Source organism: Ditibartonella apihabitans (genome assembly GCF_002007485.1).
GTDB classification, from domain to species: Bacteria; Pseudomonadota; Alphaproteobacteria; order Rhizobiales; family Rhizobiaceae; genus Bartonella; species Bartonella apihabitans.
This window is the reverse complement of sequence record NZ_CP015820.1, coordinates 503,800-525,309: the sequence shown is the minus strand read 5'-3', so window position 1 is coordinate 525,309 and position 21,510 is coordinate 503,800. Positions and strand designations below refer to the sequence as shown.

At 44.4% G+C, this 21,510-nt stretch carries 21 protein-coding genes; 15 read left to right on the top strand and 6 right to left on the bottom strand.

The genetic code is table 11. The annotated features are described in order from the left end of the window. Entirely contained in the window at positions 1-1,656 is a 1,656-nt protein-coding gene (locus BBC0178_RS02325) for an electron transfer flavoprotein-ubiquinone oxidoreductase (RefSeq protein ID WP_078039080.1), read from the top strand. Between the two features lie 416 nt (positions 1,657-2,072). On the opposite strand, the gene BBC0178_RS02320 is transcribed toward BBC0178_RS02325, so the two are convergent. Further along, a complete protein-coding gene (locus BBC0178_RS02320) occupies positions 2,073-2,774 on the bottom strand; it encodes a glutamine amidotransferase (RefSeq protein ID WP_078039079.1) in 702 nt (233 codons plus the stop codon). A gap of 533 nt (positions 2,775-3,307) precedes the next feature. Here BBC0178_RS02320 and BBC0178_RS02315 point away from each other — a divergent pair. The 3 genes from BBC0178_RS02315 (at position 3,308) to BBC0178_RS02305 (ending at position 6,910) form a co-directional block, all read left to right on the top strand. Next, the gene (locus tag BBC0178_RS02315; protein ID WP_078039078.1) at positions 3,308-4,720 is read left to right on the top strand and encodes an aspartate aminotransferase family protein; all 1,413 of its coding nucleotides are present in this window, start codon (positions 3,308-3,310) and stop codon (positions 4,718-4,720) included. A 217-nt stretch (positions 4,721-4,937) separates the two neighbouring features. Beyond that, a complete protein-coding gene (locus BBC0178_RS02310) occupies positions 4,938-6,035 on the top strand; it encodes a GNAT family N-acetyltransferase (RefSeq protein WP_078039077.1) in 1,098 nt (365 codons plus the stop codon). Continuing rightward, positions 6,035-6,910 (top strand): arginase family protein, encoded by an 876-nt coding sequence (locus BBC0178_RS02305; protein ID WP_078039076.1) that lies wholly within the window; start codon positions 6,035-6,037, stop codon positions 6,908-6,910. The genes BBC0178_RS02310 and BBC0178_RS02305 overlap by 1 nt, the downstream gene beginning before the upstream one ends. Positions 6,911-6,954: 44 nt before the next feature. Here BBC0178_RS02305 and BBC0178_RS02300 read toward each other — a convergent pair whose 3' ends face one another. Then, a complete protein-coding gene (locus tag BBC0178_RS02300) occupies positions 6,955-8,304 on the bottom strand; it encodes an ATP-binding protein (protein WP_078039075.1) in 1,350 nt (449 codons plus the stop codon). 210 nt (positions 8,305-8,514) lie between these two features. Continuing rightward, a complete protein-coding gene (locus tag BBC0178_RS02295) occupies positions 8,515-9,243 on the bottom strand; it encodes a response regulator (protein WP_078039074.1) in 729 nt (242 codons plus the stop codon). Positions 9,244-9,378: 135 nt separating this feature from the next. On the opposite strand from BBC0178_RS02295, the gene BBC0178_RS02290 reads away from it, so the two are divergent. From BBC0178_RS02290 to BBC0178_RS02260, 7 genes are all read left to right on the top strand, one after another. Beyond that, positions 9,379-10,107 (top strand): MtnX-like HAD-IB family phosphatase, encoded by a 729-nt coding sequence (locus BBC0178_RS02290; RefSeq protein WP_078039073.1) that lies wholly within the window; start codon positions 9,379-9,381, stop codon positions 10,105-10,107. Then, positions 10,104-10,970, top strand: a complete 867-nt coding sequence (locus tag BBC0178_RS02285; protein WP_078039072.1) for an alpha/beta hydrolase — start codon at positions 10,104-10,106, stop codon at positions 10,968-10,970. The genes BBC0178_RS02290 and BBC0178_RS02285 overlap by 4 nt, the downstream gene beginning before the upstream one ends. A gap of 2 nt (positions 10,971-10,972) precedes the next feature. Next, positions 10,973-11,341 carry an EamA family transporter gene (locus tag BBC0178_RS02280; protein WP_077970384.1) on the top strand — a complete coding sequence of 123 codons (369 nt, stop codon included), beginning with the start codon at positions 10,973-10,975 and terminating at the stop codon, positions 11,339-11,341. Beyond that, entirely contained in the window at positions 11,341-11,736 is a 396-nt protein-coding gene (locus tag BBC0178_RS02275; RefSeq protein ID WP_078039071.1) for a DMT family transporter, read from the top strand. The genes BBC0178_RS02280 and BBC0178_RS02275 overlap by 1 nt, the downstream gene beginning before the upstream one ends. A gap of 2 nt (positions 11,737-11,738) precedes the next feature. Beyond that, positions 11,739-12,935, top strand: a complete 1,197-nt coding sequence (locus tag BBC0178_RS02270; RefSeq protein ID WP_078039070.1) for an aminotransferase class V-fold PLP-dependent enzyme — start codon at positions 11,739-11,741, stop codon at positions 12,933-12,935. A gap of 4 nt (positions 12,936-12,939) precedes the next feature. Then, positions 12,940-13,947, top strand: coding sequence for a GlxA family transcriptional regulator (locus tag BBC0178_RS02265; RefSeq protein ID WP_210187168.1), 1,008 nt, complete (start codon positions 12,940-12,942; stop codon positions 13,945-13,947). A gap of 133 nt (positions 13,948-14,080) precedes the next feature. Further along, the gene (locus tag BBC0178_RS02260; RefSeq protein WP_078039068.1) at positions 14,081-14,863 is read left to right on the top strand and encodes an MBL fold metallo-hydrolase; all 783 of its coding nucleotides are present in this window, start codon (positions 14,081-14,083) and stop codon (positions 14,861-14,863) included. Between the two features lie 173 nt (positions 14,864-15,036). Here BBC0178_RS02260 and BBC0178_RS02255 read toward each other — a convergent pair whose 3' ends face one another. Genes BBC0178_RS02255 through BBC0178_RS02245 form a run of 3 tightly spaced genes read right to left on the bottom strand, consistent with a single transcriptional unit; the run spans position 15,037 to position 17,415 of the window. After that, positions 15,037-15,411: a DUF2255 family protein gene (locus BBC0178_RS02255; RefSeq protein WP_078039067.1), complete on the bottom strand. Its 375-nt coding sequence runs from the start codon at positions 15,409-15,411 to the stop codon at positions 15,037-15,039. A 46-nt stretch (positions 15,412-15,457) separates the two neighbouring features. Beyond that, positions 15,458-16,144, bottom strand: coding sequence for a carboxymuconolactone decarboxylase family protein (locus BBC0178_RS02250; protein ID WP_225868353.1), 687 nt, complete (start codon positions 16,142-16,144; stop codon positions 15,458-15,460). 47 nt (positions 16,145-16,191) lie between these two features. Continuing rightward, positions 16,192-17,415 carry an NAD(P)-dependent alcohol dehydrogenase gene (locus BBC0178_RS02245; protein WP_078039065.1) on the bottom strand — a complete coding sequence of 408 codons (1,224 nt, stop codon included), beginning with the start codon at positions 17,413-17,415 and terminating at the stop codon, positions 16,192-16,194. 324 nt (positions 17,416-17,739) lie between these two features. Between BBC0178_RS02245 and BBC0178_RS02240 the strand changes: the two genes are divergently transcribed. The 4 genes from BBC0178_RS02240 to BBC0178_RS02225 all read left to right on the top strand — a co-directional run bounded on the left by BBC0178_RS02240 (position 17,740) and on the right by BBC0178_RS02225 (position 21,430). Further along, positions 17,740-18,639, top strand: coding sequence for a LysR family transcriptional regulator (locus tag BBC0178_RS02240; protein WP_078039064.1), 900 nt, complete (start codon positions 17,740-17,742; stop codon positions 18,637-18,639). 308 nt (positions 18,640-18,947) lie between these two features. Beyond that, the gene (locus BBC0178_RS02235; RefSeq protein WP_078039063.1) at positions 18,948-19,682 is read left to right on the top strand and encodes an ABC transporter ATP-binding protein; all 735 of its coding nucleotides are present in this window, start codon (positions 18,948-18,950) and stop codon (positions 19,680-19,682) included. 1 nt (position 19,683) lies between these two features. After that, positions 19,684-20,460, top strand: a complete 777-nt coding sequence (locus tag BBC0178_RS02230) for an ABC transporter permease (protein WP_078039062.1) — start codon at positions 19,684-19,686, stop codon at positions 20,458-20,460. A gap of 31 nt (positions 20,461-20,491) precedes the next feature. Then, positions 20,492-21,430 carry an ABC transporter substrate-binding protein gene (locus BBC0178_RS02225; protein ID WP_078040310.1) on the top strand — a complete coding sequence of 313 codons (939 nt, stop codon included), beginning with the start codon at positions 20,492-20,494 and terminating at the stop codon, positions 21,428-21,430. Positions 21,431-21,510: the final 80 nt, after the last annotated feature.

The window sequence follows — 21,510 nt, the reverse complement described above, 5'->3', positions numbered from 1 at the left end:
ATGAATGAATTACCTCCGCGCGAAAGCATGGAATTTGACGTTGTTATTGTCGGCGCCGGTCCGGCAGGCCTTTCGGCTGCTATAAGACTGAAACAGATCAACCCTGATCTTTCGGTTGTTATTGTAGAAAAAGGTGTCGAAGTCGGTGCCCACATTCTGTCCGGTGCTGTTGTCGATCCAATCGGCATTGACACGCTGTTGCCGGATTGGCGCAACGAACAAAACCATCCTTTCACAACAGAGGTAAAAGAAGACCATATTTTCGTGTTGGACGAGACCAAAGCCAAGCAGCTTTCCAACCGGATTATGCCGAAGATTCTCTCCAATCATGGAAAATACATCGTCTCTTTGGGAAATGTTTGCCGGTGGCTTGCCACAAAAGCCGAAGCGCTTGGCGTGGAAATCTACCCCGGTTTTGCTGCCACGGAAGTTCTTTATAACGAAGACGGTGCTGTTACAGGCATTGCAACAGGCGATATGGGGGTTGAAAAAGACGGTGGTCAAGGCCCCAATTATATGCGGGGCATGGAGCTTCTTGGCAAATATGTTCTGATTGGTGAAGGAGCACGTGGGTCACTTGCGAAAACGCTCATCAACAAATTCGATCTTGATAAAGGGCGCTCACCCCAGAAATATGGTATAGGCCTGAAAGAATTATGGGAAATCGACCCGTCAAAACATCACGCCGGCCTTGTCCAGCATACATTGGGCTGGCCTCTTGATGACGAAACGGGTGGCGGTTCTTTTCTCTATCACATGAAAAACAACCAGATTGCGGTCGGTTTCGTTGTTCACCTCAATTATAAAAACCCTTACCTTTCTCCGTTTGAAGAATTCCAGCGTTTCAAAACACATCCGGCAATTCGCCCGATATTTGAAGGTGGAAAACGCATTGCCTATGGAGCCCGTGCTTTGACTGAAGGCGGCTGGCAATCCGTCCCGAAATTGACTTTTCCGGGTGGTGCTTTGATTGGCTGCTCTGCCGGTTTCATGAATGTTCCCCGCATAAAGGGGTCGCATAATGCGGTTTTATCCGGCGTTTACGCTGCCAACGCAATTGCGAGCGCCATAAAATCCGGTCGTAGTCATGATGAAATCAACGAAATTGAAAATGGCTGGCGCGACAGTGCAATCGGAAAAGATCTTTATCCGGTCCGCAACGTAAAGCCGTTATTATCGAAATATGGCACGAAAAGAGGTGTTCAACTGGGCGGCTTTGACATGTGGTGTCAGGCGCTCTTCCACTTTTCGTTTTTCGGCACAATGTCGCATGGTCTACCGGATTATCTTTCTCTTGAACCGGCAGAAAAACACAAACCGATCGACTATCCGAAACCTGATGGCATTGTCAGTTTTGACCGCCTCTCGAGTGTTTTTCTTTCCAATACCAATCATGAAGAGAATGAGCCTTGCCATTTGAAAGTAACCTCGCTTGATGTTCAGGAAAAATCGGAATTGAATATCTATGCCGGTCCCTCGACACGCTATTGTCCGGCGGGCGTTTACGAATGGATAGAAAAGGATGGCAGGGAAACCTATGTCATTAACGCGCAAAACTGCATCCATTGCAAGACATGCGACATCAAGGACCCGAACCAGAATATCACATGGACATGTCCACAAGGTGGCGAAGGTCCTGTTTACCCGAATATGTAATTGTGTTTCCCGATAAAGGCCTAAATATTTTAGCGAAATAATTGGCCTTCGGGCTGACAGAACCGGAGAGAACGCCTCATTGAGTTATTTTGTCTGAATAACAGCAGGCAAAATAACTCAACGGTTGCTTTCTGATTGATAAAAACCTGAACAGTTATTTCCTTGAATATCATTATAAATAAAATCGAACGAATTTACTTGATGTCGGGGGGATAACATCTCGCAACCGGTTTTAAAAAGAGCGCTTCTTGCTTTACGTAAAAACCACAGCGAAATTTGTGTAAATTTTACAACATAAAGTCTTCAGCAATGAAATTGCCGATATATGAAGCGAAGCACTCGTTTTGGGCGGAGCTTCAAACCTAAATTTCCGTGTTGAAGAAATTGCCTTGTTGACCGAAGGAAGTTTGCAAAAATCAGAGATTTTTCAAAACTTCTTCACACCAGAGATTGAAAATTTTTTCAGCTTTTGTTCTCAAATCCCCTTGGTATTTTTTTGCGTCATTGCGTAGATCAACCGGATCAATTCCGGCTTGCGAAAGCTCTGAGGCATGTCCTACCAACCAATGTTCAAAATAATCAAGATCCGCTTCAAGATGAAATTGTAACGCCAAAATATTTTCATAAGAAAACGCCTGATTGGGACAAATACCGGTTTCTGCCAAACGCTTCGCCCCTTCCGGAATTTCGAACTGGTCACCGTGCCAATGAAGAACCGGTGTTGTGCCGATCAATGAAAGCGGACTTTTCTGCCCCTCATCGGTTAATTGCAGGCTTGAAAAGCCGATTTCTTTTTTACCCATCGGTTGTACTTTCGCGCCGAGAGCACTTGCAATCAATTGTGCGCCTAAACAGACTCCGATCATCGGTTTTTTGATTTTCAAAGATTTTTCGATGAGCTTTAATTCCTGATTGATAAAGGGATAATGTTCTCCATCATAAACGCCGATAGGTCCGCCCAGAATAATGACGATATCTGCTTTATTGACCGGAAAAGCCGAAATGTCATCGCGCGTTGCATCAAGGTTTTTCAGTTCATATCCACGTTTGCCAAGAACATTCCCGATCAAACCGGCATTTTCAAATGCGAGATGTCGTAAAACAAGCGCTGTTTTCATTTTCTTCTCCGGTAGAACTTTATCGGCTTTTTGATTATGAAAAATATTAAATAACGAGTGTCAATTATATGAAAGAGGTATCTTCTGCCAACTTAAAAATATTTTTTGAGAAAAATTTCCGGTCTCTCTTATCCGTTTCTTACTCTTAAAGTTTAGTCCACTTCCAGGAACCGGATTATTGATATTTCATTTTATCGCTGCACCTGTTTAAACCCGGATTTGTAGAAATTATCTCGCCATAAATTTCATTGATTGAAAACGGCTTTATTTTTATTGTCCGGTAAAAATTTACCCTTAACTTTGAAAAATCCGCCTGTTGTAACTGAAGGTTACAAAAAGCTTCCGCGGCCTTAAAAAAGTGAACTATTTAGCTTTCAAGTTAGAATTTCGAATGCTGGCGAGGGCTTTGTAACCGCATTTTTATGAGCTTTTCGGGCAAAGATAAGTTTTGTTACTAAAGCAAAACACAAACACAACAGCCCTAACTTTTTCGCGCTCTAAAATTCAGACTATCTTTAGTTTGGAGTGCAAATATGGCAAAACCAGAAAAAATGACAAATTCTGATGCCAAGGCTTTCGAGTCTCGGCTACTTGCCGATGAAGCAAAATATTGCTCTTTCGGTGATACTGTCCACTACGTAAACCCGCCAAAAGTATTTGCCGGCTGTGAAGGCTCCTATATGTATGATCTCGAAGGTGTCCCTTACCTTGATCTGCAAATGTGGTATTCCGCCTGTAACTTTGGCTATGCAAATCCCCGCCTTGATAATGTTCTGAAAAAGCAGATCGACACTTTACCACAGGTTGCCAGCCAATATTTGCATCCGACAAAAATTGAATTGGCCAAAATCATCGCCGAAGATATGAAGAAGAAATTCGGTCTTGACGGGCGTATCCATTTCAATGTCGGCGGCTCGCAATGTATTGAAGATTCTTTAAAAGTCGTGCGTAATGCCAAGGCCGGAAAGAGCCTGATGTTTGCCTTTGAAGGTGGCTATCACGGCCGCACATTGGGCGCTTCTTCCATTACATCAAGCTATCGCTATCGCCGTCGCTACGGGCATTTTGGCGAACGCGCCATGTTCTTGCCTTTCCCTTATCCGTTCCGTCGTCCTAAAGGAATGACGGTTGAAGAATATGGCGAACATTGCGTCAACGAATTCGCCCGCCTGTTTGAAACAGAATATAATGGCGTATGGGATCCGAGAGCAAACGAAACCGAATATGCTGCCTTCTATATCGAACCTCTTCAGGGGACTGGCGGTTATGTTATTCCGCCGAGAAACTTCTTTAAAGGCATCAAGAAAGTTCTGGACGAGCATGGCATTCTTCTTGTGGTCGACGAAATCCAGATGGGATTTTATCGCACAGGCAAATTATGGTCGATTGAACATTTCGGCGTAACCCCTGATATTCTTGTTTTCGCCAAATCGCTTACCAATGGTCTTAATCCTTTGGGCGGCCTTTGGGCACGTGAAGAATTGATCAATCCGAAAATATTCCCTCCGGGGTCAACCCATTCAACATTCGCTTCGAATCCGCTCGGAACCGCGCTCGGTGTTGAAGTTTTCCATATGCTTGGTGAAACCGATTATGAAACCATGGTTATGGAAAAGGGCAAACATTTTCTGGAAGGATTGCAAGATCTTCAGAAACGCCATCCGGAAATTGGTGATGTTGACGGTTTGGGCTTGGCCTTGCGTGCCGAAATTTGCACCGAAGATGGCTTCACACCGAACAAAGCGCTTCTTGACCGCATGGTCGACATCGGCCTTTCGGGCGATCTTGACTGGCAGGGCAAAAAAACCGGACTGGTTCTTGATGTCGGTGGCTATTATAAAAACGTTATCACACTTGCACCGTCGCTTCTCATCACAACAGAAGAAATTGACAAAGCAATTTCACTGCTTGATCAATTGATTACGCGTGCAAAGAAAGAACAATAAAATGACGTCGGACCGGCTTCAATTCCGGTCCGGAAAACCATTTGTGTGAAGGGGGAAATTTCCCCTTCACAGTGTTTTCTAAAATGCTCGCTTCGCATTTTTTGAAATTCCAAGCTTTTTATAAAGCGTGGTGACGACAGTTCCGTACGAGGTGAAAACGCGTAAGCGAATTTCTATTCGCTTCTTTCAAAACATTTGATGGGTAAACCGGCGAAATATGGATAATCGAAAAGAGACAGACAATGCCATTAAAGCTTGGTCAAACAAGCTTGAACCCGATTATCTTTTAAGCGATTTTTTGCGCCACCCGCCTGTTGATTTCAAGGCAACCATTTCCGAAGTCGGACTTCCGGTTTTTTCAGCTCTCTTTGATCTCACCACAACAATGGATAATGAAGATCAGAAGCGTTTGAAAAAAATACCTTTCTATAAATTCTGGTCACGGCTGTTGAAATACAAAACATTGTTTGTCGGCACAACTGTATCGGAATTTTCGCCGCTGCCCACACCTTTTGATGCAACTCAAGCGGCGCTTTTTTTGAAAGAAAAAGAAGGCAAAAATTATCCGCTTGTTATTGTCAAAGATTTGCCCTCCCCTTCGCTATTAATATCCGATATAGACGCAAGAAAAACTGCCGATTTTCTTGAAAATCTGGAACAAGCGGGCTTTATTTCTGTTGCCGGACAAGCGCTTGCCTATGTGCCTGTCGATTATTCTTCACAGGATGATTTTCTTTCCCGTTTTTCTAAAAATCGCCGTAAGGATTTTCGCCGGAAACTCCGTGCCATGGAAAATCTGGAGATTGATGTTTTAACCGCCAACTCGCCTTATCTTCAAAGTGATGAAGTGATCAAACACTTCTACCAGCTTTATTTACAGGTCTTTCAACAGAGCGAAATCCATTTCGATCGCTTAAGCGAAGATTTTTTCTACGATTTGTTACATACGGACGACGAAAGCCTGCGGGTTATTGTCTATAAAAAATGTGGCAAGCTCATCGGTTACAATATCTGTTTTGCCTATAAAGACATGCTTGTCGATAAATATATCGGCTTTGATTACCCGCTTGCAACCGACAATAATCTCTATTTCATAAGCTGGTTTTTCAATCTTGAATATGCCCGCCTCAACGGTTTCAAATATTATGTTGCCGGATGGACCGATCCTGAAATCAAAGCCTATCTTGGCGCAAAATTCGTTTATACACGGCATGCTGTCTATATTCGCAATCCTTTATTGCGAGCGATATTGAAACACTTCCGGCATCATTTCGAAAGTGATGCCCATCTTGAACTTCAAGGAGACCAAAACTGATGAAAAATCCGGTTGTCCTCGATTTTGACAATAGTGTGGGAACATTCGACAATTCCATCAATATCGATTTAAGCGGATGGCAAGACCGTATCCGTTACGCTACGACTTTTGCCAATTTTCGTAAGCTCGAAATGGAACTTGAAAAACAAATGCCGGAAACTTATGGACCGGTTTTTCTTGGAAGTGGCGATTATCACCATGTCAGCCAATTATTGATAAAGCATTGTCACAAACATTTAAAACAAGAACCTTTAACGCTCATTGTGATTGATAACCATCCGGACAATATGCGTTATCCTTTCGGTATCCATTGCGGTTCATGGATCAGTCATGCTGCTTCTTTGCCATTTATCGACCATGTTCATGTTGTCGGCATTACCTCTGGCGATATTGGGGTTAAACACGCTGTCGAAAACCGCTTGAAGCCGCTTATGTCCAACAAATTGACCTATTGGTCTACAAAAGTGGATGTGAGCTGGGCAAATATTCTGGGCTTGAAAAATGCTTTCCAGACATTTGCCAATGTCGATGACATGATGTCAGCCTTTATCAGCAGCATTTATAAGGAAAATCTTCCCGTCTATCTGTCAATCGACAAGGATGCGCTCTCGCCGCAATTTATCCATACCAATTGGGATCAGGGCGAGATGGAGCCGCGGCATTTGACCGACCTTATCACCAATATCGGTTCCAGACTTAGAGCCTGTGATATTACCGGAGAAGTTTCCAATTACACTTATCACAGTTTCTGGAAAAGTCTTTTAAGTAAACTTGACGGGCAAACAAGCGTTTCCGACGAACTCGTTACAAAGTGGCAAAAAGAACAGCATGAGTTGAATAGCAAACTCATTGAAACGCTTTCCGCTTATCTTTAAAAAGCGTATTTTTCAAGAAAGCGCGTATTTTTCAGGCGCTCTCTCTAAAGCCCGAAGCGCATGACAAAACGTGCGCCTCCCAAGCGGCTTGAAAGGACAAAAGCCGAACCATGGTGGAGCTCGGCAATAGCCCGCACGAAAGAAAGACCAACCCCATATCCCTCATGTGAGCCGGATTTATCATTATCAAGCCGGAAAAAAGGCGAGAATATTTCTTCTCTGACGTTTTCCGCCACCCCCGGCCCATCATCATCGAATTCGAAAATCAGCGCATCATCCTGTTTATAAACATGGATGTAAACCTTTGAACGGGCATATTTGAAAGCGTTCAGAATGATATTGCGAAACGCCATTGCAGCCAATTTCGGGTCAATAAAACTATCCACATTGGCAATATTATAACTGACTTCAAATCCCTTTGGCTTCAACAATGACAGATCATCAATGATATTTTCTGCCCAACGCTTGATATGGACATTTTCAAGCTTTGTCGGCATGTTTTTGTTGTTCATGCGGAAATAATCGAGCGATATTTTTATCAATTGCTCAAGCTCGTCTATATCCTTGTCAATTCCTGCATAAAGCTTCTTTTTTTCTTCCGGATCGGAATCTTCCAACATGCTCAAACCAAAGCGCAATCGGGCGAGAGGTGTGCGGAATTCATGCGCCATAGCATGCATCATGGTACGGCTATGACCGACGAGAAGCTCAAGACGGGTTGCCATATCATTGATAACATGGCCGATCATTTTTAACGGTTCGCTACGAATTTTCGGAACACGTGCCGTCAAATTCCCTTCGCCCAATGCGTTGGCTGTCAATCTGATGGCTCGCGCTTCGCGCCACAATGTGGAAAAAGCAAAATATAAAATGGCAAAAAACAGCAAAGCGTTGACGATTGTGAGCAATGCCAGAAGAATGAAAATTGCGCTGGCATTGGCATCATTGATGTCGGTCGTAATGAGCGGCCCCAGTTTCAAATAGCCGCCTGATTGCAATTTGGCATAGATATGATCATCTTCATCATCATAAGCGAGATCATAAGATTTCAATTGCTCTTTCACATCGTCGGAGAAATGGTCGGGCTTATCGATATAAACGAGGCGGAAATGAAAATGCGGCTGCAACTCCTGAAGCACGTCAGCAGGATTCTTCATCGGCTCGCTCGCAATTGCCTGATCAATCATGTAGACGGTGCCCTGATGGGCATCGCGTTCAATATCCGCGTCGTCAATAATGCCGGTCCAGTTGGCAGGCAAAGCAAGAAACAATTGCAATGTTCCGTAAGCAACGCCACCTTGCAAGAAGAACAAAATGATAAGCACACTGATCGAGCGTAAAATAACCATGCGGCGACGGCTTTTTTGCAGCCCATCATGTTCTTCGTTCGTCATAGCATTTCACCCGTTATTGCCGTCATTCGCATTTTTCACGTAATTCGGCTTATCTTTCCCGAAGATTATAGCCGATTATCCACTTTTTATATCATTGGCAGATTTTAGGTTAAATCATTGGCAGATTGTATGCCATTTTGTTTGCTTCTTCCTGCTATCTTTTTATTCGGATCAGCTCTTCATCCTTGGCAACTGCTTCAGCCTATTTTCTTATTCTCCTTCCCATTGCAGAAAAAGATACCCTTTGGCGCGCACTGTTTTGATAAAACGCGGGTTTTCAAGGTCATCGCCAAGTCGGCGGCGAAGCCTTGAAATACGCGCATCAATCGACCGATCAAGCCCGTCAAATTCGATACCACGCAAAGCATTTAATATATCGTCGCGTGATAATATCTGTCCGGCGTGGCTTGCAAGAAGCCACAAGAGATCAAATTCGGCCGTGGTTAAATCAACCGGTTTATTATCAATCAGGACTGCTCGGTTATCCTTGTCGATGACAAGATTGCCAAAAACAAGTTTGGTGCGCGACAAAGGTGATGTTTCACTTTCCGGATGGCTTTCCTCGACAATTTCACTTTCTTTGCGCCTTAGAAGTGCCCTTATATGGGCAAGCAAACGGCGTGGCTCGACCGGCTTTGACATATAATCGTCGGCACCAAGTTCCAATCCGATAATTTCATCAATATCATCCTCGCTTGCCGTCATAATCAATATCGGGCCTTTATAGAAGGGTCTCACATCACGGCAGACATCGAAACCGGATTTTCCGGGCAGCATGACATCAAGAATAACAAGATCAGGCAGCAACTGCTTGATGACCTCTTCGGCTGTATCGCCGCGAGGATGCACCTCTACATCATAGTTCTGTCGCTTCAGATAATTGGCAACAAGCTCGGCAAGCCTTGTATCATCTTCTATTATAAGAATTTTCTTGTTCATGCAGGTCTTTCTTTTCCGGTTACAGAAATGCAACAAAGAACGCATAGTCGTCTTTATTGTTTATAGGTAAAAGGTCGCTATGTATCAAGCTGACCAAATTCCAGTTTATGGCTTCTATTGGAGATTAAGACGAATATGACAAGAACGTTCCCGAATGCTTTTCAAGCTTTGAGCGCTCCCGTATTCTCACAAGGGCCCATATTTTCCCGCGTCTTTGTCGATTTTGACGGCACAATTGCCGATAATGACGTGACAGACGTTCTTTTGGAAAGATTTGCATCTCCAAACTGGGAATCAATCGAACAGGATTGGCTTTCGGGCAAAATCGGTGCACGTGAATGCATGATGAGACAAATCGCGCTTATCAAGGCCTCGCCTGCCGAGCTCAAAAAATGTCTTGATGAAATGAAAATCGATCCGGCTTTTCCGGATTTTGTCCGCTTGCTTGACGAGCAAGGTGTCGATATTGCCATTTTAAGCGACGGGCTTGATTATAGCATCCGCACGATTTTGAAACGCTATGGTCTCGAAAACGTCAAGGTTTTCGCAAACCGTCTTCTTTATGCCGGTAACAATAATTGGCAGTTACAATTTCCCTACAAAAATGTTGCTTGCCCCGCCGGCAATTGCAAATGCCGCCATTTTGCCAATGCGGGTAACGGATTTACCCTTTATATCGGCGATGGAACATCGGATTTCTGTGCAGCCGGAAAAGCCGATCTTGTACTCGCCAAAGGAAAACTTGCCGATTATTGTGCGGCAAACAGCATTGACCACATCAAGGTCGATAACTTCGCCGAAATTATGCAAATCTGGCACAAACTGCAACGGCCGGAAAAAGCCCGCGAAAGGGTGGCTTCATGATTACCGATGTCAGCTTTTTCTATAAAGGTGGTCGGGCTGGCGTTCTTCTCATTCATGGTTTGACAGGTACACCGGCCGAAATGCAAATTCTGGGCAAAGGTTTGCATAAGCACGGTTTTACTGTTTACGGTATGCAACTTGCAGGCCATTGCGGTGATGAAAATGATCTTTTGGCAACAAGCTGGCATGACTGGTATGATAGTGTCATACGTGCAGCAGATCGGCTTTTGGAACATGTTGACACAATGTTTGTCGGCGGACTTTCCATGGGTGCGGTTCTGGCACTCAAATATACGGCCGATCACCCTGAAAATGTAAAAGGTGTCGGCGTATATGGTCCGACATTTGTTTATGACGGCTGGTCGATACCACGCTATATCCAGCAGTCTGTATTTTTGTTGAAATGGTTCAAAGCGCTTGGCATTTTCCAGAAAAGTGTGTTTATCGAACGGCCACCTTATGGTTTGAAAGACGAGCGTATACGCAAAACCATTTCCGAAAGTATGCTTTCTGGCGACAGTGCCAAAGGTGGACTTGCAGGAAATCCGCTCGGTTCACTTGCCGAAATGCAGGAACTTGCAAAACAAACCGAAACACAATTGCATGATATAAAAGCTCCCTGCCTTATCATGCATTCAAGCCATGATGACATTGCCAATATGGAAACAAATTCGGGACGTGTTGCCCGTTCGGTTTCAGGCCCCGTCAAGATGATACCATTGGAGAACAGCTACCATATGATAACAATTGACCGTGACCGTAAAAAAGTCATTCAGGAAAGCGCCGATTTCTTTGGTGCCTTATGCACAAAAGATCAATTGGTACCCCCTGCTGTAAACCCGTTTATTCGCGAGATGGCCTGACAATGAGTTGGCTGATTTTTCTGGTGTGGTTTGGAAATATTGTTTGTGACACTGTCGGCCAGCTTGCCTTCAAAGGTGCGGCCACAGAACCGGACGAGGAAAATAAACCTCAATCGCTTTTTCAATATTGGCTAGCACTTTTCCGTCAACCACTTCTATGGCTCGGCATAATCTCCTATGTCGCCGAATTTTTGTTATGGATGGCATTTTTAACATTGGTTCCGCTTTCGGAAGGCATATTGCTCGGATCAATCAATATCATTGTCATTATGGTATTGGGGCGGCTGTTTTTTGATGAAAAACTCACCTCTATGCGGGTTCTCGGCATCAGCTTTGTTGCCATTGGTGTTGCTATTGTGGGAGCTTTTTAATGCGTCGCTTCTATATTCTGGGCTTTTTCTTTTTGATGATGTTCGACACGCTCGGCCAGATCAGCTTCAAGCTTTCGGCAACCGCCGCCCTGCCCTTGGAAGCAAGCCTCGGATGGTTATACCGGATTTTTTCCCAACATTTTGTCTATTTTGCTATCCTCGGCTATGTCGGGGCATTCTTCACATGGATGACGCTTTTAAGACGTGCGCCTGTCGGTCCGGCATTTGCGGCGTCCCATCTTGAAGTCGTCACTGTCATGATTGCTTCCGTTCTGATATTCGGCGAAACAATTTCATTGGCACATTTTGCCGGTGCACTGTTTATTGTTGCGGGCATTGTGTGCCTTGCATTTGCTGAACGTGATGTTATCAAAAAAGAAAACGAGAAATCCTGACAATGACGAGACAAGGCGAAATTCCACCAACCGCCGGTCTCCCTATGGTTTGGCATGATTGGTTGCCAACAAAAAAAGAACTCTGCCCTAATTTAAGCGACTTGTTCGATTTGCCGCCGCTCATTCTGGAATGTTCAGGCACGGCGTCACTTATTGTTGCCCTTCAAACTCTGGCAAATATGCCCAAGAACGAAGGGCGAAGAGACGTTATCATACCGGCTTATAATTGCCCTCTCGTTGTGCTTGCCATTGCCCATTGCAATTTGACAGTAAAACTCTGTGATACCGCAAAAAACAGTTTCGATTTCGATTTTGATTGCCTCGACAAGCTGATCGACGAAAAGACACTGGCTGTTATTCCAACCCATATTGGCGGCCAATTGGCAGATGTTGAACAATGCGTTGAAATCGCTCACAAAAAAGGTGCTTATGTCATTGAAGACGGGGCACAGGCACTTGGTTCGGCAGCCGGCAAAACGGGGGATATTGCTTTTTTCAGCCTTGCCGTCGGAAAGGGGCTTACCCTTTATGAAGGCGGCCTTTTGACATCGTTTAATGATGAAATCCGTCTGGCATTAAAAGAAACCCACAAAAAAATAGTAAAACCCCGTTTTTTCTTTGAACTTAAACGCATAAGCGAATTGTTGGGATATTCTATCGCCTATCGTCCGCGGCTTTTGTCGCTCGCTTATGGCATGCCGAGGCGCAGGGAACTTGCAGCCGGCAATATAGAGGAAGCGGTCGGCGATGTTTTTGATGACGATATTCCCGTTCATCTTGTAAGCCGTTTCAGAATGAAAAGAGGTGCAAATGCCGCTTCAAGGCTCAAACCTTTTTTAGAGGACATAAAAAAACAGGCGCAACTTCGCGTCGACAAGCTTGCAAAAATTCCGTCGATCACGGTTGTTAAAGGCCTTGATGATGAAGGGGCTATTTGGCCATTTATTATGGTGCTTTTTAAAACCAAAGAAGCAAGAGACAAAGCACTTGAAACCTTGTGGCCTTCGCCATATGGCGTCACCCGCCTGTTCGTTCATGCTTTAGCGGATTATTCCTATCTTGAACCGCATTTCAACAAGCGTTTTTCAACCCCTAATGCCCGCGATTTTGCGGCGAGAATGTTGACCATATCGAATAGTCCATGGCTTGACGACGAGACGTTCGACAAGATTGTAACAATCATTGCAAGGTCTGTTTGAAAAAATGGACCGGCTATCACAAAGCTTGCACAACATGGATGCCGGTCAAAATGTAACTTTGAACAGGTCACCGAAAACTGTAGCCATTTATGTCATGGCAAATTTCAGCCCGTTTCACATTTCTGTTCCGGTCATGGCCTTCGGTTCAGCCATGCCGGACAAAACTTATTACAAGCCAATTCTGTTTTCAGAAAAAACCGGAATTGTTGAAGGTCAGGATACTTTCTCGATAAAAGTCGACCACGATCTTAAAAGCCTTGATGACGCCGATATAATCGTCATTCCTTATTGGCCGGATCCTGAACAACCGATCTCTTCAGACCTTAAGACACATCTTAACAATGAAGCGCGAAAAAATAAAACCATTATGGGGCTATGTCTTGGCACTTATGTTCTCGCCTTTAGCGGGCTTTTGAAGGGGAAAAGAGCTGCAACGCACTGGGCCTATGAAAAACAGTTTGCCGAACAGTTTCCTGATACGGAAGTCGATTTTAATGCCCTTTATGTCGAAGATGGTAATATCATCACATCTGCCGGCACTGCGGCGGGTATTGATTGTTGTCTTCACCTTATTCGAAAAAATTATGGTGGCGTTGTTGCCAATCATGCCGCACGGATGATTGTCACACCACCGCACCGCGAAGGTGGCCAAGCCCAATATCTTGCTACCCCTGTTCCAATATCGACAAGCGACCAGCGCATAAATTCACTGCTTGAAACAATCAGAAAAAACCTCGCCTCTCCCTATTCTCTTGACAATATGGCCAAGAATGTCGGTATGAGCCGACGCACATTCACCCGCCGTTTTCATCAGGCAACCGGCCGTTCACCAATGGAATGGCTTACTCATGAAAGGCTGCATTTTTCGAGACGCGCATTGGAAACAACAAAACTTTCCATCGAGGAAATTGCGCAACTTGCCGGATTTGTCTCTACCCAATCATTCCGTCGCAGCTTTATTGATGCATTTCAGGTCACACCTACCAAATGGCGCCAGACGTTTTCAATTTAACCAATCGTTTTATTTCGCCAAAAAAACTCCGCTAAATTTTGGCCCGATATGAATGCCTTTTGACCATCAGGCCAGTTTTTATTCAGAAAAAGCATGATTACATAAACTTCAAGAAATTGAAGAGGTTTTAACCATGAAATTCACATTCATTCGTAACGCAACGGTTATTCTTGATTACGCCGGAAAACACATTCTTATTGATCCGATGCTGGCAGAAAAAGACCGTTACCCCGGACTTCCCGGTACAGTTCATAGCGAGCGGCGGTTCCCGCGTGTTGAACTGCCTTTTGAAGCCAAAGACATTATCAAAAATGTGGATGCCATTTTTTTAAGTCATACCCATCCCGATCATTGGGACGAGGTTGCAACAGGACTTATAGACAAAGAACAAAAAATATTCGTCCAGAATGAAAAGGATAAAGAATTTCTTGAGAGCCAAGGTTTCAAAAATCTCGCCGTTCTGCCGCAAAAACTCGATTATGAAAACGGCATTCATGTAACCAAAACTTTATGCCAGCACGGAAGCAATGAAGCTTTCAAAAACCATGAGGTTGGCGAAGTCCTAGGCCATGCCACCGGTTTTATATTTGAAGCACCAAATGAACCAACGCTTTATTTTGCAGGCGATACAATATGGATTGACGCTGTCGAGGATAATTTAAAACACTATAAGCCGGAAGTTATTGTTCTTCATGCAGGTGACGCACAGCTTCAAGGCTTCGGTTCCATTATTATGGGCAAGGAGGACGTGGTTCACGCCCATAAGATCGCGCCACAATCAAAGCTCGTTGCTATCCATATGGAAGCCTGCAACCATGCTGTTTTAAGCCGGAAAGAACTTCGTTCTTATGTTGATAAAGCAGGTATTGGCCAATCGGTTATTATTCCGCTTGAAGGTGACAAACTCGAATTCTGAGCCACTTGCCAATGAAAAAGTGAAAAAGCGCTACCGGCTTTCATATTTTCAAGTCAAGTCTGTGCGCCCCTTTTAAAATGCTATTAAAAAAGGCCGGCAGTTAGGAAACTGTCGGCCTTTTATGTAAAACTTTCATTTTGCTGTTTTGAAAAACGATAACCAACAATGACCCATCAGGCTTTTATGATTTTGATTGTTGCGGCTTTCGCTCTCTCGCCCACCATTGGTCCGACATAGGGGCTTGGATCATATTTTTTGTGATAAGCCTCATCAATTTGATTGAGAACCGCCGGATCTTTGACAGCTTCGTAATGAACCGCTTCCATCTTTCCGGCCACAATAATTTTCCCGCTTTTTTGTTTGATTGCAGCCTGATACCAGCGCGAGGACGTGCCGCTATAGGCACGCACATAAAGGTCGCCATCAACAACCACTTCCCATATCCACACAGGTGTACCCGTTGTCTTTAAATCCTCATGGTAGGGAGCCATTTTGAGATCATCGGCTGCATCAATTGCCGCAACCTCGCTCTTTGTCCATTCACTCATTATTCAGCCTCATTCAGCCTCTTGAAAAACACTTCCATCAAAAAGTTCAACCATTCAGAAAGCTATCAAGCACTTCGCTTGCATGTTTTCCAACTTCCGGACAAACCTTCTCTTCAAGAATGGTAACAATTTCCTGCAAATCCTTTTTTTCAAGGCCGGTGTTCGTTCCCATCTGATAATGTGATTTCAATTGCGACTGCGCGCCTTGAAGTGCCGCAAGCATAGCAATTGTAGCAACTTCTCTTGTTTTATAATCAAGATTGTCACGCACAAAAATATCGCCAAAAAGGTGACTTTTCAAAAACTGGTCAATTGCGGGAGCAAATTCAAAAAGCGGGCCTGTCACCGGTTGACCGACCAGTTTTGTCTGGATTCCGGTTCCTACCTTCAACATTGTTTTATCTGTTTGGACGGGCGAGGCATCTCTGCCTTGTTCATCTTTTTTACCCGCGTTATGTCTTTTATTGACCACATCCATAAACGCGGAAAGTGCATTCAGACTTCTCGGGAACCCAGCATAAGCATAAGTCTGAACCAGAACTTCTTTGATTGCGTTGATCGCAACCTTGTCATCAAGTGCTTGCGTCAAAGCATTTCTTAACCCATCAATATTTCCTTCGGTTGCAAAAGCGGCAACAGGAACAAGTCTTTTTTGTTTAAGTGTCAACATTGTTTTTTCCTGTAATTTTGCAAAACTGTTTTGTGAAAAATAAGTTAGCGTGCTGGCAGAAATTAAACCCGCCTCAAAAAAACGTCGTCAATGAAGATTTAACGCCGATTTCAAGCGGACTTACCTGACGCAAAGTCGATAACAAACCGGTAGCGAACATCTTTGGCCATAACCCGTTCATAAGCGCGATCAATTTCGTCGGGTTTGATAAGTTCTATATCGGCCTCGATATGACGTGCCGCACAATAATCAATCACTTCCTGTGTTTCGGCAATGCCGCCAATCATCGAACCGGCAAGACTTTTCCGGCCAAAGCCATTGGCCATACCACTCAAACCGCCTGTCAATTCTCCAAGCGCACCAACATTAACGAGTGTCGCGTCAAGTTTGAGCATATTCATGAAAGGCTGCATCGGATATGAAACCGGCACTGTCGAGATCATCAAATCGAAATGATTGGCAAGGCGCTCGAAAGCTTTTTCGTCACTCCACAAAAATGCAGCATTTGCGCCCAAACGTTTGGCATCGGCAATCTTACCTTCCGTTGTCGTGAATACCGTGACATCGGCACGCATGGAATGGGCAAGTTTCAATGCCATATGGCCAAGACCACCAAGGCCGACAATTGCGATTTTCTGATCTTTTTGTAATTTCCAATGACGCATGGGGGAAAAGGTGGTCACACCGGCACAAAGAAGCGGCGCATAAGCAGCAAGATGCACTTGGGCTGGAATATGAATAACAAAACGCTCGTTTACAACCACGCGGTCGCTATAACCGCCAAAAGTATAACCACCGCTTATCTTGTCGGGTGAATCATAGGTAAAGGTGGTCCCGTTCAGACAGTTTTGTTCGCGGTCATCAAGGCAATTTTCACATGTACCGCACGAATCCACCATGCAGCCCACCCCGCCAATATCGCCGACTTTGAATTTCGTAACCTTTGAACCAACCGCCAGAACACGGCCGACGATTTCATGACCGGGCACGATAGGATAATGGGCGGCGCTCCAGTCCGAATGAACAGCATGAATATCGGAATGGCAAATGCCGACATAAAGAATGTCGAGAAGCACGTCGTCCGGTCTCAAAGCACGTCGTGTGATGGTGATCGGCGAAAAACCGGATGTTGCACTTTTTGCAGCATAGGCACGGGTTTCAAAAGGCTCCTTGCCAATAACCATCTTGCCTTCCGAAGGGGCTGCCTTTGCAGCTGTACTTGTTCCCATCAGTGCACCGGCGGCAAGAACAGACGCGCCACCTTCTTTCAAAAATTCGCGCCGCGGCAAAGTTTCGTGTTTTTTATGGCTAGAATTTCCACATGCTTCACACATTTTCAAATCTCCCGAACCGGCATAATGGATTTATCACCCTGTCAATCCGGTCCTTGCCGGTTCATCGCAAAGAGCCCTTAAGCCGTTGGCATTTTATCTAAATCCGGATGACAAGCCTGAGTGATGCCCGAATGACGGGTCTCAATGACAATCGTTCAAAGCGTACCCAGTTGACGAACTAACGCCTTACTTCATCCTGTTATTTAAAATCCATGACGCTCATAAAATAAGAGAATATTTGTGCATGTCTCTATGAATTCAATTCATAAATAAACGTGATATAATGGAGATCTTTTTCAATAACGGATTTTATCTCATAAAAAAATGCTTAGAGAAAACATCCATGATCTCATGTCTTTTTTCGTAGTTGCACGAGAAAAAAGTTTTACCCGTGCGGCAAGCAAACTGGGTGTCTCACAATCGGCTTTAAGCCATGCCATGCGTGGTCTTGAAGAACGATTGGGAATTCGTCTTCTCACACGGACAACACGCAATGTTTCCACAACAACGGCAGGCGAGCGGCTGATAGAAGAGCTTTCGCCGCTCATCGAGACAATGGACGAGAAGCTTGATCTCATCACCAATGCCGCCGAAGAGCCGAAAGGAAAAATCCGCATCACTACTGTGGATTATCCCGCTTCCTATATTTTGCGGCCGAAATTGCGGTCTTTTTTACAGAAATATCCGAAGATCGAGGTCGAGATTAATATCAATTATGGTCTTACCGATATTATCGAAGAACGTTTTGATGCGGGTATTCGTATTGGTGAACATCTCGCCAAAGACATGATTGCCTTTCCGGTTGGGCCAGCAATGCGAATGGCAATCGTCGGGGCGCCGAGTTATTTTGAAACACATAAAAAACCTGAAACCTTGCACGATCTGATGGAGCAGAATTGCATTAATTTGCGGGTTCCAACATCCGGCGGACTTTATCCGTGGGAGCTTGATGACGAAAATGGAGAGGTCAATGTGCGCCCGAAAGGACAGCTCATTTTCAACACCTATCCACATATTCTTGAAGCTGCGCTTGACGGATTCGGACTTGCTTATATTCCCGAACAGGAAGTCGAGGAATTTATGAGACAGGGGAGGCTCATCCGCGTTCTTGAAAAATATTGTTTACCGTTTCCCGGGTATTATCTTTATTATCCCAATCGTCGTCATCATCCGATTGCTTTCCGATTGTTCATTGAAGCCTTGAGGCGGCATGAACCCGAATAATTTTCCAACCTGAAAACTATTATCTATTCTATTTGACGTGCCCGTTTTCATTTTGTCGTCAAGCGATCTTTGTTGAACAGCTTGAACCATCCCGACATATTTTCTGTCAGATATTTCTTGTTGATTTAAAAATAGCTTGATTAGCAGAGCCTAACAGGCCATGTTCTTCGCGAGCCTTATAACCACTTCATCTCATGGAGAAGAAACCGCCTTTTTGCTTTGAACTGCTTTGCCGGTAACAGTAAAAAATTGCTTGTTACCCGAATTTCAATAATGCCGGAACAGCTTAATTTCAGGATCATTCATCAATGACAAGTTCTTTTCCCTTATTGGGTATCAAAGCTCGAAACATTTCTCTCGATTATGAAGGCAAACCGGTTTTCCGGTCGCTGGATTTTGATATTCCTGCCGGTGAATTTGTCGGGCTTTTAGGGCAAAGCGGAATTGGCAAAACCACCCTTCTGAAAATCATTGCCGGGCTAGTTAGCCCCGATAGCGGAAAAATTTCAGGTTCCGACGGTGACAGTCTTCATGGTCGTATAACCTATATGGCGCAACAGGATTTGCTATTTCCCTGGCTCAAGGTGATAGAGAATGTTTGCCTTGGAGCAAGACTGCGCCATGAGAAGAAAGACTACAAAAAAGCCGAAGAACTACTGGAAAAGGTCGGTCTTTTATCGGTCAAAGAGCAGCTTCCCGAAACTTTATCGGGCGGTATGCGCCAAAGAGTGGCTATTGCCCGTACATTATATGAAGACAAACCCGTTGTATTGATGGACGAGCCTTTTTCGGCGCTTGATGCGGTTACCCGCGCCACCATACAGGAACTTGCATTTGATCTTCTTAAAACTAAAACTGTATTGCTTGTTACCCATGATCCATCCGAAGCTGCACGATTATGTCGGCGTATACTGGTTCTTAAAGGTCAACCGGCAATTTTCCTGCCCGCTATCCTTGTCGAGGGAACAGCCCCCCGAAATTATGATGATAAAAACCGCATAAAGAGCGAAACCGAATTGATGCATTTTTTAAAGGGGATATAGTTTGCCGAACCGCTTCAATAAAAAACTTGCATTTTTCCTTCATGGTCTTGTGGTTTTCTTTGGCATCCTCGCGTTATGGTGGGCTGTTGCCATTATTTTCGATCTCAAAAAATACATATTGCCCTCGCCCCTTGTTGTTGCACAATCACTTTGGAATGGACGGCAATATCTTCTGGAAAATTCTTTGATTACAATTGTCGAAATTGTCATCGGTTTTGTATTGGGAATTTTGTCCGGTGCTGCTCTGGCGCTTCTTTTAATGTTTTCCAAGACATTGCAAAAATGGCTAATGCCGGTTCTCATTGTAAGCCAGTCAATACCGGTTTTCGCCCTTGCCCCCATTCTGGTTCTCTGGTTCGGCTATGGCATCCTCTCGAAAATCATCGCCGCAATACTGGTTATATTTTTCCCTGTCACAACAGCCTTTTTTGACGGTTTACGGAGAACGAACGAAGGGTACCTTGATCTTGCAAAAACTATGGGAGCATCTCCCTTGTCGCAACTTGTCCATATCAGGCTTGTGGCAGCGCTGCCAGCACTTGGTTCCGGTGTGCGTGTTGCTGCCGCCATTGCCCCGATTGGTGCAATTATCGGCGAATGGGTGGGGTCTTCCGGCGGGCTCGGCTATATCATGTTGAACGCCAATGCCCGCATGCAGACGCCGACATGTTTTGCCGCAATATTTATACTTTCTGTTATTGCAATGATTTTATGGTATATCACCGATATCATATTGAAATATGTTATCTACTGGGATAAAAAATCTGAACAAAATTGATTTTTCTTTTCATTATATTTCCGGAGGAAACGTGTTTAAAAAAATATTCTTTTCGATCCTCATCATTTTTCTCGGCGTTTTCGGTGCCAAAGCAAATGATAAACTTACAGTTGTTCTTGACTGGTATCTTAATCCCGATCATGCACCTTTAATTGTTGCCGAACAGATTGGCAGTTTTGAAAAACGCGGACTTGATGTCGAAATCGTCACCCCCTCCGACCCCAATATCGGACCGCGTCTGGTTGCATCCGACAAAGCCGATATTGCTTTATCCTATCAAGAACAGCTCTATGTGTTCATGGATGAAGACTTGCCGCTCACACGCATAGGAACACTCATAGAAACGCCGCTCAATACCGTTTTGGCGCTCCCCGATAGCGGGATTAAAACACCGGCCGATCTCAAAGGCAAAAAAGTCGGTTTTTCTGTGAGCAGTATCGAACCGGTGATCTTGGGGACCATGTTGGAAAATCAGGGGCTGACGATAAAGGATGTCGAGCTTATTAACGTCAATTTCAACCTCGTAAGCGGGCTGATGTCAAAACAGGTTGATGCTGTCATTGGTGGTTATCGCAATGTGGAGGGTAATGAAATACGCGAACAGGGCGTAGAACCTGTTATTATGAAGGTTGAGGACTATGGTATTCCCCCTTATGACGAACTGATTTTTGTTGCCAAAAAAGACCTCCAAAAACAAGACGCTTATAAAAAATTCCTTGAAGCCGTTCATGAAGGCCAGCAATACCTGAAGGCTCACCCGGAAGAAACATGGGACAATTTTGCGAAAAAATATAAGGAACTCGATACCGATCTCAATAAAAAGATATGGATGGAAACGGTTCCGTTATTCAGCGAAAATCCGCTCCACCTCGACAAAGAAAAATATATTTCTTACGGCGTCTATCTTTATAAAAAAGGCATTGTCAAAAAAGAATATCCGCTTGACAGTTTTGCGACCGAATTGAAATAAAAATCAAATGAAAAATCGGGCATGATGGGCGTTCATCATTGCCCGATTTTGTTGTTTTGCAAAACCTATGCCAGAGAGCG

Excerpts from the sequence above, each read along its gene's own strand:
- BBC0178_RS02260 (WP_078039068.1), top strand. The coding sequence starts at position 14,081 with ATGAAATTCACATTCATTCGTAACGCAACGGTTATTCTTGATTACGCC.
- BBC0178_RS02240 (WP_078039064.1), top strand. The coding sequence starts at position 17,740 with ATGCTTAGAGAAAACATCCATGATCTCATGTCTTTTTTCGTAGTTGCA.
- BBC0178_RS02290 (WP_078039073.1), top strand. The coding sequence starts at position 9,379 with ATGACAAGAACGTTCCCGAATGCTTTTCAAGCTTTGAGCGCTCCCGTA.
- BBC0178_RS02270 (WP_078039070.1), top strand. The coding sequence starts at position 11,739 with ATGACGAGACAAGGCGAAATTCCACCAACCGCCGGTCTCCCTATGGTT.
- BBC0178_RS02235 (WP_078039063.1), top strand. The coding sequence starts at position 18,948 with ATGACAAGTTCTTTTCCCTTATTGGGTATCAAAGCTCGAAACATTTCT.
- BBC0178_RS02315 (WP_078039078.1), top strand. The coding sequence starts at position 3,308 with ATGGCAAAACCAGAAAAAATGACAAATTCTGATGCCAAGGCTTTCGAG.
- BBC0178_RS02245 (WP_078039065.1), bottom strand. The coding sequence starts at position 17,415 with ATGTGTGAAGCATGTGGAAATTCTAGCCATAAAAAACACGAAACTTTG.
- BBC0178_RS02310 (WP_078039077.1), top strand. The coding sequence starts at position 4,938 with ATGGATAATCGAAAAGAGACAGACAATGCCATTAAAGCTTGGTCAAAC.
- BBC0178_RS02325 (WP_078039080.1), top strand. The coding sequence starts at position 1 with ATGAATGAATTACCTCCGCGCGAAAGCATGGAATTTGACGTTGTTATT.
- BBC0178_RS02265 (WP_210187168.1), top strand. The coding sequence starts at position 12,940 with ATGGACCGGCTATCACAAAGCTTGCACAACATGGATGCCGGTCAAAAT.
- BBC0178_RS02275 (WP_078039071.1), top strand. The coding sequence starts at position 11,341 with ATGCGTCGCTTCTATATTCTGGGCTTTTTCTTTTTGATGATGTTCGAC.
- BBC0178_RS02305 (WP_078039076.1), top strand. The coding sequence starts at position 6,035 with ATGAAAAATCCGGTTGTCCTCGATTTTGACAATAGTGTGGGAACATTC.
- BBC0178_RS02320 (WP_078039079.1), bottom strand. The coding sequence starts at position 2,774 with ATGAAAACAGCGCTTGTTTTACGACATCTCGCATTTGAAAATGCCGGT.
- BBC0178_RS02280 (WP_077970384.1), top strand. The coding sequence starts at position 10,973 with ATGAGTTGGCTGATTTTTCTGGTGTGGTTTGGAAATATTGTTTGTGAC.
- BBC0178_RS02255 (WP_078039067.1), bottom strand. The coding sequence starts at position 15,411 with ATGAGTGAATGGACAAAGAGCGAGGTTGCGGCAATTGATGCAGCCGAT.
- BBC0178_RS02300 (WP_078039075.1), bottom strand. The coding sequence starts at position 8,304 with ATGACGAACGAAGAACATGATGGGCTGCAAAAAAGCCGTCGCCGCATG.
- BBC0178_RS02285 (WP_078039072.1), top strand. The coding sequence starts at position 10,104 with ATGATTACCGATGTCAGCTTTTTCTATAAAGGTGGTCGGGCTGGCGTT.
- BBC0178_RS02295 (WP_078039074.1), bottom strand. The coding sequence starts at position 9,243 with ATGAACAAGAAAATTCTTATAATAGAAGATGATACAAGGCTTGCCGAG.